Here is a 14,301-nt window from a genome sequence, read left to right on the forward strand (position 1 = left end):
GCGCGCCCGGTCAGCCCACGTTCGGGGCGAGGGCCTCGGTGATCCGGCGTGAGGCCCGGCGGGCCTCGGCCGCCGGGTCCGCGCCGCCCAGCACCCGGGTCATGTACTGCTTGATCGGGTTGTCGGCCTCCACGTCGGCCCACTGAGGGGTGTTGGGGGTCGCCCGGCCGTGCGCCGCGCCCGCGGCCATGGCGGCGACCCCCTCCTCGCCCCCGACGGCGCCGGCCAGCGTGGTCTTGTTGGGCACGTAGTTCATGGTGCGGGCCAGCTCGGTGTCCCACTTGGCGCCGGTGAGTGCCCCGACGACGGCGGTCGCGGCGAACTGGTCGCCGGTGTTGCCCGCGACGACCAGGTCCGAGCCGCCGGTGAAGACGGTGCCGGGCCGCCCGGCGGTCCGGCCGGGCACCGGGAAGAAGCCGAGCTTGTCCTTCAGGTCCGGGTTCTGCCGGACGACCGCCTGGGCGAGCCCGGGTACGGCGACGATCTGCGCGACCTTGCCGCCGGCGAACACCCCGGCCTGGGGCGGGTGCTCCTCGTCGGCGTCCACGGGTCCCTCGCCCAGCGCCTGGAGCCGGCGGTAGAAGTCCATGCCCCGCAGCGCGGCCGGGGTGTCCAGGGCGCCCTGCCACTCGTAGTCCTTCTCCCGGGCGAGGTCGCCGCCCTCGTCCCAGATGAAGCCAGAGAGCGTGTACCAGTCCTGCCCGGCGAGGTAGATGCCCTGGTTGCCGCCGGAGTCGAGCTTCTCGGTGGCGGCGAGCCATGCGTCGCGGGTCTTGGGCGGGCTGGTGATGCCGGCCTGTTCGAACAGGTCCTTGCGGTAGATGACGACCCGGTTGGCGGCGTACCAGGGAATGCCGTACTGCTTGTTGCCGTCCTTGCCGGGCTCGGCGAGACCGGGGAGCCACTTGTCCTTGCCCCAGTCCCGCATCGACTCCAGGGTCAGGTCCGCGAGCCGGCCGCCGTCCGCGTACAGCGGCACCTGGGTGTTGCCGACCTCGATGACGTCGGGGCCGTCGCCGGAGGGGGCCTTGAGCGCGCCGCGGACCTTGTCGACGATCCCGGTCCACTCCTGGATGCGGATGTCCAGCCGCAGGTCCTCGTGGGTGCGTTCGAAGTCCTCGGTGAACCGCCGCAGGAACTCCCCGGAGGCGCTGCCCTTCATCAGCCACACGGTCACGGTCTTGCGGCCGTGGTCGCCGGGGAGCATCCCGCAGCCGCTGACGAGGGAGCCGGTGACGCAGAGGAGGGCGAGCAGACGACGTCTCACGAGGGGTCCTGTTCTGTCTGGCGGGAGTGCTGGGACAGGGGCGGGGGCCCGGCGTGGGGGGACGAGCACACGGCTCGTACGGGTGTGCTGGATTTTGGTATGGACCAATGCAGAGGTCAAGGCCCGGCCCCCGGCCGGCCCGCGACGCCGTGCGCGCGGGGCGCGGATACGGCACGGTGGAGTACGGCGTGACACGAGAGGAGCACCCGCATGTCGAACCACACCTACCGGGTCACCGAGATCGTCGGCACCTCGCACGAGGGCCTCGACCAGGCCATCCGCAACGGCATCGCCCGCGCCGACCAGACCCTGCGCAACCTCGACTGGTTCGAGGTGACCCAGGTCCGCGGCCAGATCGAGAACGGCCGGGTCGAGCACTACCAGGTGGGCCTGAAGGTCGGATTCCGCCTGGAGGACGGCGACTGAGCCGCCCCGCCCGGGCCCTCCTCAGGTACGCCCCTCCCGTTCCTGAGCGTCTTCCAGCGCGGCCGACGTCGCGGCCCAGCGGGCCCGTACGACGGTGAACCCGGCCCGCTCGGCGTCGTCACAGACCACTTCGTCGTCGTCCACTACCACGCGGACCTCCCGGTCCCGGGCGAGCCGGCGCAGCGTCTCCAGCTTGGTGAACCGGGCCGGCCTGCGGTCGGCGTCACCCCGCATGTGCACGCGTCCTTCTGGAAGACCGTGGGCCGCGAGCCACTCCAGCGTGTCCCGGCGGCACCGCTCGGGACGGCCGGTGAGGTAGACGACCTCGCAGGCGCGGGCACTCTCCACGGCCAGCGCCACGCCCTCGGCGATCGGCGGGTCCTGGGGCGCGGCGGCGAAGAACGCGTTCCAGTTCCGCGGCCGGCTCTCCAGGAAGTGCTGGCGGTGGGCGGTGTCGGCGAGCGTGTTGTCGAGGTCGAACACGGCGAGCGGGCGCGTGCTGCTGTCGGTCACACCGGCCACCCTAACCAGCCACCGCGCGTGACCGCGGGAATCCCGGACCCCCTACGGCGTTGAACCACGGTGTGAGCAGCACACTGATCAGCCGGGCCCGGTTCTCCGTCCTCGACCGCTCCCGGACCCGGGAGGGCCGCCCGACCGCCGAGGCGCTGCGCGACACCGTCGCGCTGGCCCGCGAGGCGGAGGCGCTGGGATACCACCGGTTCTGGGTGTCGGAGCACCACGGCGTGCCGGGTGTCGCCGGTTCCGCGCCGACCGTGCTCGCCGCCGCGGTCGCCGCCGCCACCCGCGCCATCCGGGTCGGCACCGGCGGGGTCATGCTGCCCAACCACCGGCCCCTGGTCGTCGCCGAGCAGTTCGGGGTGCTGGAGTCCCTGTTCCCGGGCCGTGTCGACATGGGGCTCGGCCGCTCCGTCGGCTTCACGGACGCGGTGCGCCGGGCGCTCGGCCGGGACAAGGGCGACGCAGACGACTTCGCGGCCCAGCTCGGCGAGTTGCTGGACTGGTTCACCGGCGACTCGCCGACCGGCGTGCACGCCCGCCCCGCGGAGGGCCTGACCGTGCCGCCGTTCGTGCTGGCCATGGGCGAGGGCGCGCGGATCGCGGCGCGCGCCGGGCTGCCCATGGTCATCGGGGACCTGCGGAGCCGGGAGAAGATGCTGCGCGGCATCGACCGGTACCGCTCCCTGTTCCGCCCCTCGCGCTGGGCGTCCGAGCCGTACGTCGTGATCTCCGGCACGGTCGCGGTCGCCGGCACCGAGGCGGAGGCGCGCCGGCTGCTGGTCCCCGAGGCCTGGGCGATGGCGTACTCCCGCACGCACGGCACCTTTCCGCCGCTCGCCCCCGCCGAAGCGGTCGAGGCCCGCGCGATGACCGCGAAGGAACGGGACTTCTACGTGTCCGGGCTGGCCGGGCACATCGCGGGCACCGCCGACCAGGTCGCCCGGGAGCTGGAGAGCGTGCTCGGGGAGACGGGCGCCGAGGAGGTGCTCGTCACCACCAGCACCTACGACCGTACGGCCCTGCTCGACTCCCACCGGCGGCTCGCCGCGCTCTTCGCGCCGGCCCGGTGACCCGCCCGAGATGCGAACACGGCCCGGGCCGGTGACCCTGGGAGGGCGAACCCCTAGCGACGAGGAGGGCTGCCATGTCCTTCAAGGACAAGATCAAGGGCATGCTCAAGGGCCGTGAGGGCATGGCCGACAAGGGCATCGACAAGGGCGGCGACTACGTCGACGAGCGCACCGGGAACAAGTACCAGTCGCAGGTCGACACCGGTCAGGACAGACTGCGCGACGAGTTCGGCACCCGGCCGCAGGACCGGGACAACCCTCCGCAGGTCTGACGCACCGGGGCGGTTAAAGTATCCCCCCGATGCACAGCCCCCATGACCCGTACGTCCGCGTCCGCGGCGCCCGCGAGCACAACCTCAAGGGCGTCGACGTGGACATCCCCCGGGACGTCCTGGCCGTCTTCACGGGTGTCTCCGGCTCGGGCAAGTCGTCCCTGGCGTTCGGCACCGTCTACGCGGAGGCGCAGCGGCGGTACTTCGAGTCGGTCGCCCCGTACGCGCGCCGCCTGATCCACCAGGTGGGGGCGCCCAAGGTGGGTGAGATCACCGGGCTGCCGCCCGCGGTCTCGCTCCAGCAGCGCCGCTCCGCCCCCGGCTCGCGCTCCTCGGTGGGCACCGTCACCAACCTCTCCAACTCGCTGCGCATGCTGTTCTCGCGCGCCGGCGCCTACCCGCCCGGGGCGGAGCGGCTGGACTCGGACGCGTTCTCGCCGAACACGGCGGCCGGTGCCTGCCCCACGTGCCACGGCCTCGGCCGGGTGCACGAGACCACCGAGGAGCTGCTGGTCCCGGACCCCTCGCTGACCATCCGGGAGGGCGCCGTCGCGGCCTGGCCGGGCGCCTGGCAGGGCAAGAACCTGCGGGACATCCTGGACGCGCTCGGCCACGACGTGGACCGGCCCTGGCGCGAACTGCCCGCGCGTGAGCGCGAGTGGATCCTGTTCACCGACGAGCAGCCGGTGGTCACCGTCCACCCGGTCCGGGACGCCGACCGCATCCAACGGCCCTACCAGGGCACCTACACGAGCGCCCGCCGGTACGTCCTGAAGACGTTCTCCGACACCAGGTCGCCGACCCTGCGGGCGAAGGCGGAGCGCTTCCTGACCAGCGCGCCCTGCCCGGCCTGCGGGGGCAGCAGGCTACGGCCCGAGGCCCTCGCGGTGACCTTCGCCGGGCGGACCATCGCCGAGCTGGCCGCGCTGCCGCTGACCGGCCTCGCGGGACTGCTCGCAGCCGGCGCCGGCACGGAGACGGCCCGGGTGCTCACGGGCGACCTCACGTCCCGGATCGCCCCGGTGGTCGAGCTGGGGCTCGGCTACCTCAGCCTGGACCGGGCCGCCCCCACCCTCTCGGCGGGCGAGCTGCAACGGCTGCGGCTCGCCACGCAGCTGCGGTCCGGGCTGTTCGGTGTGGTGTACGTGCTGGACGAGCCGTCCGCCGGGCTGCACCCGGCGGACACCGAGGCGCTGCTGACCGTGCTGGACCGGCTGAAGACGGCCGGGAACTCGGTGTTCGTGGTGGAGCACCACCTGGACGTGGTGCGCGGCGCCGACTGGGTGGTCGACGTGGGCCCCGGCGCGGGTGAGCACGGCGGGCGGGTGCTGTACAGCGGTCCGGTCGCCGAGCTGGCCTCGGTCGAGGAGTCGGCGACGGCCGTGTTCCTCTTCGACGAGTCGCCCGGTCCGCCGCGCGAAGTCCGCGCCCCGCGCGGCTGGCTGACGGCGGGCCCGGTGACCCGGAACAACCTGCGGGAGGTGACGGCCGAGTTCCCGCTCGGCGCGTTCACGGCGGTGACCGGTGTCTCCGGGTCCGGCAAGTCCACGCTCATCGGCGAGTTGACGGAGGACCTGGACGGCGTCGGGCGGCTGGTCCGCGTCGACCAGAAGCCCATCGGGCGCACCCCGCGGTCCAACCTGGCCACCTACACCGGCCTCTTCGACGTCGTGCGGAAGGTGTTCGCCGGCACGCGGGAGGCGCGGGAGCGCGGGTACGGCGTCGGGCGGTTCTCGTTCAACGTGGCCGGCGGGCGCTGCGAGACCTGCCAGGGCGAGGGGTTCGTCAGCGTGGAACTGCTGTTCCTGCCGAGCACCTACGCGCCCTGCCCGGACTGCGGCGGCGCCCGCTACAACCCCGAGACGCTCCAGGTGACGTACCGGGGGCGGACCATCGCCGACGTGCTCGACCTGACCGTGGAGGCCGCCGCGGAGTTCTTCGCGGACTCCCCCGCCGCCGCCCGCAGCCTCGGCACCCTGCTCGACGTGGGCCTCGGTTACCTGCGGCTCGGCCAGCCGGCGACCGAGCTGTCCGGCGGCGAGGCCCAGCGGATCAAGCTGGCGAGCGAACTCCAGCGCGGGCGCCGGGGCCACACGCTGTACCTGCTGGACGAGCCGACGACCGGTCTGCACCCGGCCGACGTGGAGGTGCTGATGGACCGCCTGCACGGGCTGGTCGACGCCGGGCACACCGTCGTCGTGGTGGAGCACGACATGACGGTGGTCGCGGGCGCCGACTGGGTGATCGACCTGGGCCCGGGCGGCGGCGACCGGGGCGGCCGCATCGTCGCGGCCGGCCCGCCGGCCCGGGTGTCCCGCACGGAGGGCAGCGCGACGGCGCCCTATCTGGCGCGGGTCATGCCCTGAGCGGCCGATCCGTCGGCCCGTGCCGCGCCACGAGGGGGACGCCGGCCGGGCCGGGGGCCAGGGGCCAGGCGGGGTGGGGGGCGGACCGCGGGTGGAGCGGGCCGGGGCCCCGGGCCGCGGTGGTCTCGCCGGGCTCCGTCGTCATCGCCGAGCGGATCCGGCGGGCGGCGAGGCCGTGGACCACGCGATCGTGCGGCACCTGCGGCACGCGCACGCGCCGATGCCGCCCGGCCAGGCAGGCGGCCGCATGGCCGGACAGGCCGCCGGGCACGGCCGGGCGGCGCGGTACGCCGCGGTCACCGCGCCGGGAGCCGGACGGCTGCCGCCCGGCCGTCGCCCGTACCTGTCCGTGGCCGTGGCCGGCCGGACCCGTCGTACGGCGTCTGCGGCGCGCTCGCGACCAGCGCCGCGTGGGTCCAGGCCGGCTCGGGTGCGGCCGGCTGGGCCGCGAGGGCGAGGGCGCGGCGGTCGGGGTGGGTGCCCGGCGGGATCACCGGCCGGACCTCCACCTCGGCGACCAGGCCGCGGGTCCGGGCCACCCGCCACAGGGAGACCAGCAGGGTGTCCTCGCCGACGAAGGCCGCCGCGGTGCCGGGCCCGCCGTCCTGCCGCCGGTAGCGGAGGCCGACCGGCTGCACGGGCACGCCCGCGTCGAGCGCGGCCTGGAAGACGGCCCGGCGGAAGCGGCCGTGGGCGCGCCCGCACCAGGTGCTGCCCTCGGGGAACGCGGTCACGGCCGCGCCCGCGCGCAGGGCGCCCGCGATCTCGGCGACCGTACCGGGCAGGGCGCGCAGCCGGTCCCGCTCGATGAACAGGGCCCCGCCGCGCGCGGCCAGCGCGCCCGCCAGGGGCCACCCGCGGACCTCCGTCTTGGCGAGCATCCGGGCCGGGCGCACGGCGGTGAGCAGCGGGATGTCCAGCCACGAGACGTGGTTGGCGACCAGCAGCAGCCCGCCGGCGGGCGGGGCGGCGCCGGTGATCCGGACCCGGACCCCGACGGCCCGCACGATCATCCGGCACCACCGCCCGGCCCACCCGGCGGGGATCCTCCCGCCGAGCGGGGACAGCGCGATCCCGGCCAGCAGCAGGACGGCGACCGCGGTCAGCCGCAGCACGGCACGGGGTACGGCCGCGGCGGTTCGGACCGGTTCCAGGCAGGCGCCCGGGGTGCAGGGCGCGGTGGGCAGCCAGGCGTTCATCAGGCCGGGACGAGGGAGAGGAAGTGCCGCAGGTAGCGCGCGTCGACCCGGCGCATCGACAGCAGGACGTACAGGTCGGCGACCCCGAAGGCGGGATCGTGCGCGGGCTCGCCGCACACCCAGGCGCCGAGCCGGAGGTAGCCGCGCAGCAGGGCGGGCAGTTCGGTGCGGGCGGCGGGGGCCGCGGCGCCCGGGGTCCACGGCAGCAGCGGCCGGACCCGGAACTCCTCGGGTGCCAGGTGCTTGTCGCGGACCCGTTCCCAGGTGCCGGTGGCGAGGGCGCCGCCGTCCGCGAGGGGCACCGAGCAGCAGCCCGCCAGCCACTCGTGGCCCCGGTCGGTCATGTAGCGGGCGATGCCGGCCCAGATCAGGCCGATGACGGCACCGTCGCGGTGGTCGGGGTGGACGCAGGAGCGGCCGACCTCGACCAGGCCGGGCCGGATCGCGTCCAGCGCGGCGAGGTCGAACTCGCCCTCGGAGTAGAGCCGGCCGGCGATCGCGGCCCGCTCCGGCGGCAGCAGCCGGTAGGTGCCGACGACCTGTCCGGTCACTTCCTCGCGCACCAGCAGGTGGTCGCAGTAGGAGTCGAAGGCGTCGACGTCGTGCCCGGGTTCCGCGGTGGCCAGCAGGGCCCCCATCTCCCCGGCGAAGACGTCGTGCCGCAGCCGCTGGGCGGCACGCACGTCGGCCTCGTCGCGGGCGAGGGTGACGGTGTAGCGGGTGGGTGCCGCGGGCTGCGGGGGACGGTCGAGGGTGGAAACGCCGGTCATGGCTCTCTCCTGGGCACGGGCCGGGTCGGCGGCGGGGGCGGCGGGCCCGGGTCGTACGGCCCGCCGCTCCTGTTCTTCCGAGAACGGTTGGCGTGCGCGTGACCGGTGCCGGGAGAGGGGATGTGGGGGTGGTGAACGCCGGGGTCGTCCGTGCGCGCAGACGGCCGGGACCGGGAAAACCAGACGGGGCCGGGGAGCACCGGTCCCGGCCCCGCCCGTCCACCGGTCGGCGAACGTTCTCGGGTGTTACCTCTTGCCTGCCTTCCGGGTGGCCCTCAGCCACTCCTTGTTCATGCCGGTGATCGAGACCAGCGGGATGCCCTTGGGGCAGGCGGTCGCGCACTCACCGGTCAGCGTGCACCCGCCGAACCCCTCCGCGTCCATCTGCGCCACCATGTCCAGCACCCGGGTCTCCCGCTCGGGCGCGCCCTGGGGCAGCACGTTCAGATGGTTGACCTTGGCGGAGGTGAACAGCATCGCCGCGCCGTTCGGGCACGCGGCGACGCACGCCCCGCACCCGATGCACTCGGCGTGCTCGAACGCGAAGTCGGCGTCGGCCTTCGGCACCGGCGTGGCGTGGGCCTCGGGCGCGGAGCCGGTCGGCGCGGTGACGTAGCCGCCGGCCTGGATGATCCGGTCGAACGCCGACCGGTCCACGACCAGGTCCTTGATCACCGGGAACGCGGACGCCCGCCACGGCTCGATGTCGATCGTGTCGCCGTCCCGGAAGGACCGCATGTGCAGCTGGCAGGTGGTGGTCCGCTCCGGTCCGTGCGCGTCGCCGTTGATGACGAGCGAGCACGCGCCGCAGATGCCCTCGCGGCAGTCGTGGTCGAAGGCGACCGGCTCCTCGCCGGAGAGGATGAGCTGTTCGTTGAGGACGTCCAGCATCTCCAGGAAGGACATGTCGGGCGAGATGTCGTCCACCTCGTAGGTGGACATCGCTCCTTCGGCGCCGGCGTTCTTCTGCCGCCAGACGCGCAGGGTGAGCTTCATGCGTAGCTCCGCTGGGTGGGATGGACGTACTCGAAGACGAGGTCTTCCTTGTGCAGGACGGGCGCCTCGCCGGTGCCGGTGAACTCCCAGGCGGCGGCGTACGAGAACGCGTCGTCCTTGCGGGCGGCCTCGCCGTCCGGGGTCTGGGACTCCTCGCGGAAGTGGCCGCCGCAGGACTCGGTGCGGTGCAGCGCGTCGAGGCACATCAGCTCGGCGAGCTCCAGGTAGTCGACGATGCGGTTGGCCTTCTCCAGCGACTGGTTGAACTCCTCGCCGGTGCCGGGCACCTTGATCCGGCGCCAGAACTCCTCGCGGATCTGCGGGATGCGTTCCAGCGCCTTGCGCAGCCCCGTGTCGGAGCGGGCCATGCCGCAGAACTCCCACATCAGCTCGCCGAGTTCGCGGTGGAAGGAGTCCGGGGTGCGGTCGCCGTCCACGGCCAGAAGGAGGTTGATCCGGTCCTCGGTCTCGGCCAGCACCTCCTGCACGACGGGGTGCTCGTCGGTGACCGGTTCCTGGTGCGGGTTGCGGGCCAGGTAGTCGTTGATGGTGGCCGGCAGCACGAAGTAGCCGTCGGCGAGGCCCTGCATCAGCGCGGATGCGCCGAGCCGGTTGGCGCCGTGGTCGGAGAAGTTGGCCTCGCCGATCGCGAACAGCCCGGGGACCGTGGTCTGGAGGTCGTAGTCGACCCACAGGCCGCCCATCGTGTAGTGCACGGCCGGGTAGATCCGCATCGGCACCTCGTACGGATCCTCGTCGGTGATCCGCTGGTACATGTCGAAGAGGTTGCCGTACTTCGCCTCGACCGCTGTGCGCCCCATGCGCCGGATCGCGTCGGCGAAGTCCAGGTAGACGCCCTGTCCGCCGGGGCCCACTCCCCTGCCCTCGTCGCAGACGTTCTTCGCGGCGCGGGAGGCGATGTCCCGGGGCACGAGGTTGCCGAAGGACGGGTAGATGCGCTCCAGGTAGTAGTCGCGCTCGTCCTCGGGGATCTCGTTCGGCGGGCGGGTGTCGCCCTGGGCCTTGGGCACCCAGATGCGGCCGTCGTTGCGCAGGGACTCGCTCATCAGCGTCAGCTTCGACTGGTGGTCGCCGGTGCGCGGGATGCAGGTCGGGTGGATCTGGGTGAAGCAGGGGTTGGCGAAGTACGCGCCGCGCCGGTGCGCCCGCCAGACGGCGGTCGCGTTGGAGTTCATCGCGTTGGTCGACAGGTAGAAGACGTTGCCGTAGCCGCCGCTCGCGAGGACCACGGCGTCCGCGAAGTACGTGCCGATCCTGCCGGTGACGAGGTCGCGCGCCACGATCCCGCGGGCCCGTCCGTCGACGACGATCAGGTCGAGCATCTCGGTGCGCGGGTGCATCTCCACGTTCCCGGCGGCGATCTGCCGGGACAGCGCCTGGTAGGCGCCCAGCAGCAGCTGCTGGCCCGTCTGGCCGCGGGCGTAGAAGGTACGCGAGACCTGGACGCCGCCGAAGGAGCGGGTGTCGAGCAGGCCGCCGTACTCGCGGGCGAACGGCACGCCCTGGGCCACGCACTGGTCGATGATCTCGACGGAGATCTGCGCGAGCCGGTGGACGTTGGACTCGCGGGCCCGGAAGTCGCCGCCCTTGACGGTGTCGTAGAAGAGCCGGTGGACGGAGTCGCCGTCGTTGCGGTAGTTCTTCGCCGCGTTGATACCGCCCTGCGCGGCGATGGAGTGGGCGCGGCGCGGGGAGTCCTGGTAGCAGAACTGGACGACGTGGTAGCCCTGTTCGGCGAGCGTGGCGCCGGCGGAGCCGCCGGCCAGGCCGGTGCCGACCACGATGACCGTGTGCTTGCGCCGGTTGGCGGGGTTGACCAGCTTCGCCTCGAAGCGGCGCTTGTCCCAGCGTTCGTGGATGGGCCCGGCGGGGGCCTTGGTGTCGGTGACCGGCGCGCCGGTCGTGTAGTCGGCGTAGGTAGTCATGTCAGCTCACCACTCCGGTCATGACGCCCACGGGGATGGCGATGAAACCGGCCGTGAGCAGCAGCGCGAGGACGTTCGCGAGGGTCTTGAGGGCGCGGTCGCGGCTGCGGCTGCCGACGCCGAGGGTCTGGGCGGCGCTCCAGAAGCCGTGCCGGACGTGCAGGCCGAGCGCGAGCATCGCGACGATGTAGACGACGTTGCCGTACCAGGTGGAGAAGGTGTCCACGACGTTCTGGTACGGGTGGCCGTCCTGGAAGCCGCCGGAGTGCACGGTGCCGGTGGTCAGGTCGAGGATGTGCCAGACGATGAACAGGCCGAGGATGACGCCGCCCCAGCGCATGGTGCGGGTCGCGTAGCTGGCCCGCGGCTTCTTGTGCACGTACTTGCTGGGCCGTGCCTTGATGTCGCGCCGGCTGAGCTGGTAGGCGGACGTGGCGTGGGCCACCACGGCGACCACGAGGACGATCCGGACGAGCCAGAGGGTCCACTCGTAGTGCATGAAGGGCTCGCCCACGGTGCGCAGCCAGTGCGCGTAGTGGTTGAACTCGCCGGCGCCGAAGAAGATCTTCAGATTGCCGATCAGGTGCGCGACCAGGTACAGGAGCATGATCACGCCGCTGACGGCCATCACCGTCTTCTTGCCGACGGAGGAGTCCCACATCGTGCGCGCCATGGACGGCCGTCGGTCCGTCCGCGTTGCCAGAGCCATGGAACAGCACGCTAGGGGCGAAAGGCCCGATCGGTCCAAGACATGGTCCAGCTTGTTTCCATAGGCTGGGGCTATTCTGGCAGGGTGCAGTTCCAGCAGCTCCAGTATTTCGTGGCCGTCGCCGAGACCCGGCACTTCACCCGGGCCGCCGAGCTGGTCCATGTCGCCCAGCCCTCGCTGTCCCAGCAGATCAGGGCGCTGGAACGGGAGCTGGGCGCGGACCTCTTCCTGCGCGCCCGGGGCAACATCACGCTCACCGACGCCGGCGAGGCGCTGCTGCCGCTGGCCCGGCGCATCCTGGCCGACGCCGACACCGCCCGGCACGAGGTGCAGGAACTGGTGCAGCTGCGGCGGGGGCGGGTACGGCTGGGCGCGACGCCGAGCCTGTGCACGGGGCTGTTGCCGGACGTGCTGCGGGCCTTCCACGACCGGTACCCCGGTATCCAGCTGCTGATCGAGGAGAGCGGTTCCCACGACCTGGTGCGGGAGCTGGCGCGCGGCGCGCTCGACCTCGCGCTGGTCGTGCTGCCGCTGCCGACGCCGGCGCCCGCGCTGACGACCGTGGAGCTGCTGCGCGAGGACCTGGTGGTGGTGTCCTCGCCGGAGGCGCCGGACCCGGGCCGGGGCCGGCGGGCCGTGGAGATCGCCGACCTGGAGGGGGAACGGCTGGTGATGTTCCGGCACGGGTACGACCTGCGGGAACTGACCGTCGCCGCGTGCCGCTCCGCCGGGTTCGAGCCGGACTTCGCGGTGGAGGGCGGCGAGATGGACGCGGTGCTGGGATTCGTCCGGGCGGGGCTCGGCGTGGCCGTCGTCCCCCGGATGGTGGCCGCCCGGGCGGGCCGGGGCCTACGGGTCACCCCGCTGGCCCGCCCCGGCCTGCACCGCACCATCGCCCTGGCCCACCGCAGCGACGTGGCTCCGCCCCGGGCGGCCCGGGAACTACAGCGGATGCTGCTGGAGCGGTAGGCGGCGGGGCGGGGGTGGTGTCGTTGGGGCGGGGATGGTGCCGGCGCGAGTAACGCCAGCGTGCCGCCGGGGGCACGGGTGGTGCTGCCGGTCGCGCGGATGGGGTCGCCGGTGGCACGGGCGGTGTGGGCAGTGACGGGGGGCCGCCGGTGGCGGGAGGGTGCCAGCGGTGGCCGCGTCGGCACCGACGAGTGGCCGGGGTGGTGACGGTCGTGGCGAGGGTGCCGTCGGTCGCGCGGGGGGGCGGCGGAGGCGGGGATGGTCCCGCCGTTGGCAGGCGGGCGGCCGTCGGCGGGAGCGCAGACCGCGCCGGTGGAACGGCAAGTGAAGCCGCGCCGCTGAAGCCCGTGGCGCCGGCCGGTGGAACCGTCGGTGGGACCGCCCACGGTGACGGCGCCACCGCGGACCGCGCCGGTCGACCACCACACCGAGCCCGTCCCGGCGCACCGCGCTGGTCGCCCCCTACACCGCGCCCGTGCCCGTAGACCGCATCGGTCACCCCCCACACCGCGCCCGTGCCCGCGGACCGCGCCGGTCATCCCACACACAGAGCCCCATCGCCCCGGACCGCGTCGGTCGCCCCCACACACCGAGCCCGTCCCCGCGTACCACGCCGGTCACCCCCTACACCGCGCCCGTGCCCGTAGACCGCATCGGTCACCCCCCCACCGAGCCCGTGCCCGCGGACCGCGCCGGTCGCCCCCGACGAGCCCTACCCCAAAACCGCGGGCGGTGGCGGTCGCCGTCAGGGCTGGACGGCCGGCTTGAGTACCTCCTCGCACCACCGGCGGAAGGACGTGGGTGCCGTCTCGGGCGTGCTGGGCGCCTCGCTGCCGTAGAAGCCCTGCTCGGCCGTCGCGGTCGCGAGGTCGGTCAGGGCCTCGGCCCAGTTCTCGCTCGCGCCGTACCGCAGCACCGACGCCCGGTACTCCGCCCCGCTGATCCGCTGGAAGCGGACCGGCCGGTCCAGCACCTCGGAGACGACACGTGCCATGTCCTCGGGCGTCAGCGCGTCGGGACCGACCGTCGGGACGTCGTCCTGGCCGGTCCAGGAGCCGTCGAGCAGCAGCCGTGCCGCCGTCGCGCCGATGTCACGGGTGGTGCAGGTCCGCAGCACCCGGTCGCCGGGCGCCGCCATGGCGATCACACCGTCGTCGCGGATCGCCGCGGCCTGGTGGAGCAGGTTCTCCATGAGGTACGGCGGGCACAGCGCCCGGTGGTGGACCCCGGTGGCCCGGATCTCGTCGTCCATGGCCAGCGAGGCCGAGATCTGCCCGGCGTTGCGGGCGACGCCACGGCCCAGGGTGGAGACGGCGACGACCCGCTCGACGCCCCCGGCGCGGATCGCGTCGGCCAGGGGCCGGGTGAAGGCGCGGAAGTGGCCGTCGACGCTGTCGGCGGTGGGCCTCGGCGGCACCAGCCAGAACACCCGGTCGGCGCCCGCGTACGCCTTGACGGTGACGTCGGGGTCGGCGTGCGAGCCGGTGACGGCCTCGACGCGGGCGCGCACCCGCGGGGACAGGCGCCCGGGATCGCGCACGACGACGCGGATCTCCCCCGCCGCGTCCCCGGCGTCGAGGAGGGAGTCGAGGACCCGGCTGCCGATCTGGCCGGTCGGGGTGGTGACGAGGATCACGGAACGCTCCTGGAAGAACGGGAGGGGTGGACGTGATCGAGCCTGCCCTCCGGCGGCCGCCGGCTGAAGGACCGCTTCGCTCCGGGTTGTTACCCTCAGAGCAATACCGAGCGCACGACCGAGTCGAAGGCACTGCCGGAGGGAGGGCGAAAC

The 14,301-nt window shown here is 73.7% G+C and carries 13 protein-coding genes; 5 read left to right on the forward strand and 8 right to left on the reverse strand.

What is annotated here, in order from left to right; genetic code table 11:
• Window positions 1-10: 10 nt before the first annotated feature.
• A complete protein-coding gene (locus AB0947_RS05690) occupies window positions 11-1,267 on the reverse strand; it encodes an extracellular solute-binding protein (protein ID WP_366748976.1) in 1,257 nt (418 codons plus the stop codon).
• A gap of 210 nt (window positions 1,268-1,477) precedes the next feature.
• Here AB0947_RS05690 and AB0947_RS05695 point away from each other — a divergent pair, with 210 nt between their 5' ends.
• Window positions 1,478-1,693, forward strand: coding sequence for a dodecin (locus AB0947_RS05695; RefSeq protein WP_030348223.1), 216 nt, complete (start codon window positions 1,478-1,480; stop codon window positions 1,691-1,693).
• 21 nt (window positions 1,694-1,714) lie between these two features.
• Here AB0947_RS05695 and AB0947_RS05700 read toward each other — a convergent pair whose 3' ends face one another.
• On the reverse strand, window positions 1,715-2,206 hold the full coding sequence (locus AB0947_RS05700) for a hypothetical protein (RefSeq protein ID WP_366748977.1): 492 nt from the start codon (window positions 2,204-2,206) through the stop codon (window positions 1,715-1,717).
• Between the two features lie 71 nt (window positions 2,207-2,277).
• Here AB0947_RS05700 and AB0947_RS05705 point away from each other — a divergent pair, with 71 nt between their 5' ends.
• From AB0947_RS05705 to AB0947_RS05715, 3 genes are all read left to right on the forward strand, one after another.
• Window positions 2,278-3,285, forward strand: coding sequence for an LLM class flavin-dependent oxidoreductase (locus AB0947_RS05705; protein WP_366748978.1), 1,008 nt, complete (start codon window positions 2,278-2,280; stop codon window positions 3,283-3,285).
• A gap of 74 nt (window positions 3,286-3,359) precedes the next feature.
• The gene (locus AB0947_RS05710; protein ID WP_366748979.1) at window positions 3,360-3,557 is read left to right on the forward strand and encodes an antitoxin; all 198 of its coding nucleotides are present in this window, start codon (window positions 3,360-3,362) and stop codon (window positions 3,555-3,557) included.
• A gap of 29 nt (window positions 3,558-3,586) precedes the next feature.
• Entirely contained in the window at window positions 3,587-5,923 is a 2,337-nt protein-coding gene (locus AB0947_RS05715) for an excinuclease ABC subunit UvrA (RefSeq protein ID WP_366748980.1), read from the forward strand.
• Between the two features lie 296 nt (window positions 5,924-6,219).
• On the opposite strand, the gene AB0947_RS05720 is transcribed toward AB0947_RS05715, so the two are convergent.
• The 5 genes from AB0947_RS05720 to AB0947_RS05740 form a co-directional block, all read right to left on the reverse strand.
• On the reverse strand, window positions 6,220-7,122 hold the full coding sequence (locus AB0947_RS05720; RefSeq protein ID WP_366748981.1) for a lysophospholipid acyltransferase family protein: 903 nt from the start codon (window positions 7,120-7,122) through the stop codon (window positions 6,220-6,222).
• Window positions 7,122-7,892: a GNAT family N-acyltransferase gene (locus AB0947_RS05725; protein WP_366748982.1), complete on the reverse strand. Its 771-nt coding sequence runs from the start codon at window positions 7,890-7,892 to the stop codon at window positions 7,122-7,124. Before AB0947_RS05725 ends, AB0947_RS05720 begins: the two co-directional genes overlap by 1 nt.
• 246 nt (window positions 7,893-8,138) lie before the next feature.
• Window positions 8,139-8,888 carry a succinate dehydrogenase/fumarate reductase iron-sulfur subunit gene (locus AB0947_RS05730; RefSeq protein WP_366748983.1) on the reverse strand — a complete coding sequence of 250 codons (750 nt, stop codon included), beginning with the start codon at window positions 8,886-8,888 and terminating at the stop codon, window positions 8,139-8,141.
• Window positions 8,885-10,834 (reverse strand): fumarate reductase/succinate dehydrogenase flavoprotein subunit, encoded by a 1,950-nt coding sequence (locus tag AB0947_RS05735; protein WP_366748984.1) that lies wholly within the window; start codon window positions 10,832-10,834, stop codon window positions 8,885-8,887. Before AB0947_RS05735 ends, AB0947_RS05730 begins: the two co-directional genes overlap by 4 nt.
• Window position 10,835: 1 nt before the next feature.
• Window positions 10,836-11,507 (reverse strand): succinate dehydrogenase, encoded by a 672-nt coding sequence (locus AB0947_RS05740; protein WP_366749180.1) that lies wholly within the window; start codon window positions 11,505-11,507, stop codon window positions 10,836-10,838.
• A gap of 120 nt (window positions 11,508-11,627) precedes the next feature.
• Between AB0947_RS05740 and AB0947_RS05745 the strand changes: the two genes are divergently transcribed.
• Window positions 11,628-12,512 (forward strand): LysR substrate-binding domain-containing protein, encoded by an 885-nt coding sequence (locus AB0947_RS05745; RefSeq protein ID WP_366748985.1) that lies wholly within the window; start codon window positions 11,628-11,630, stop codon window positions 12,510-12,512.
• Window positions 12,513-13,257: 745 nt separating this feature from the next.
• Here the strand turns inward: AB0947_RS05745 and AB0947_RS05750 are convergent.
• Complete coding sequence (locus tag AB0947_RS05750) at window positions 13,258-14,148, reverse strand: NAD(P)H-binding protein (protein WP_366748986.1); 891 nt, start codon at window positions 14,146-14,148, stop codon at window positions 13,258-13,260.
• Window positions 14,149-14,301: the final 153 nt, after the last annotated feature.

This window comes from Streptomyces sp. NPDC047841, from assembly GCF_040704085.1.
Classification (GTDB): domain Bacteria; phylum Actinomycetota; class Actinomycetes; order Streptomycetales; family Streptomycetaceae; genus Streptomyces; species Streptomyces argyrophylli.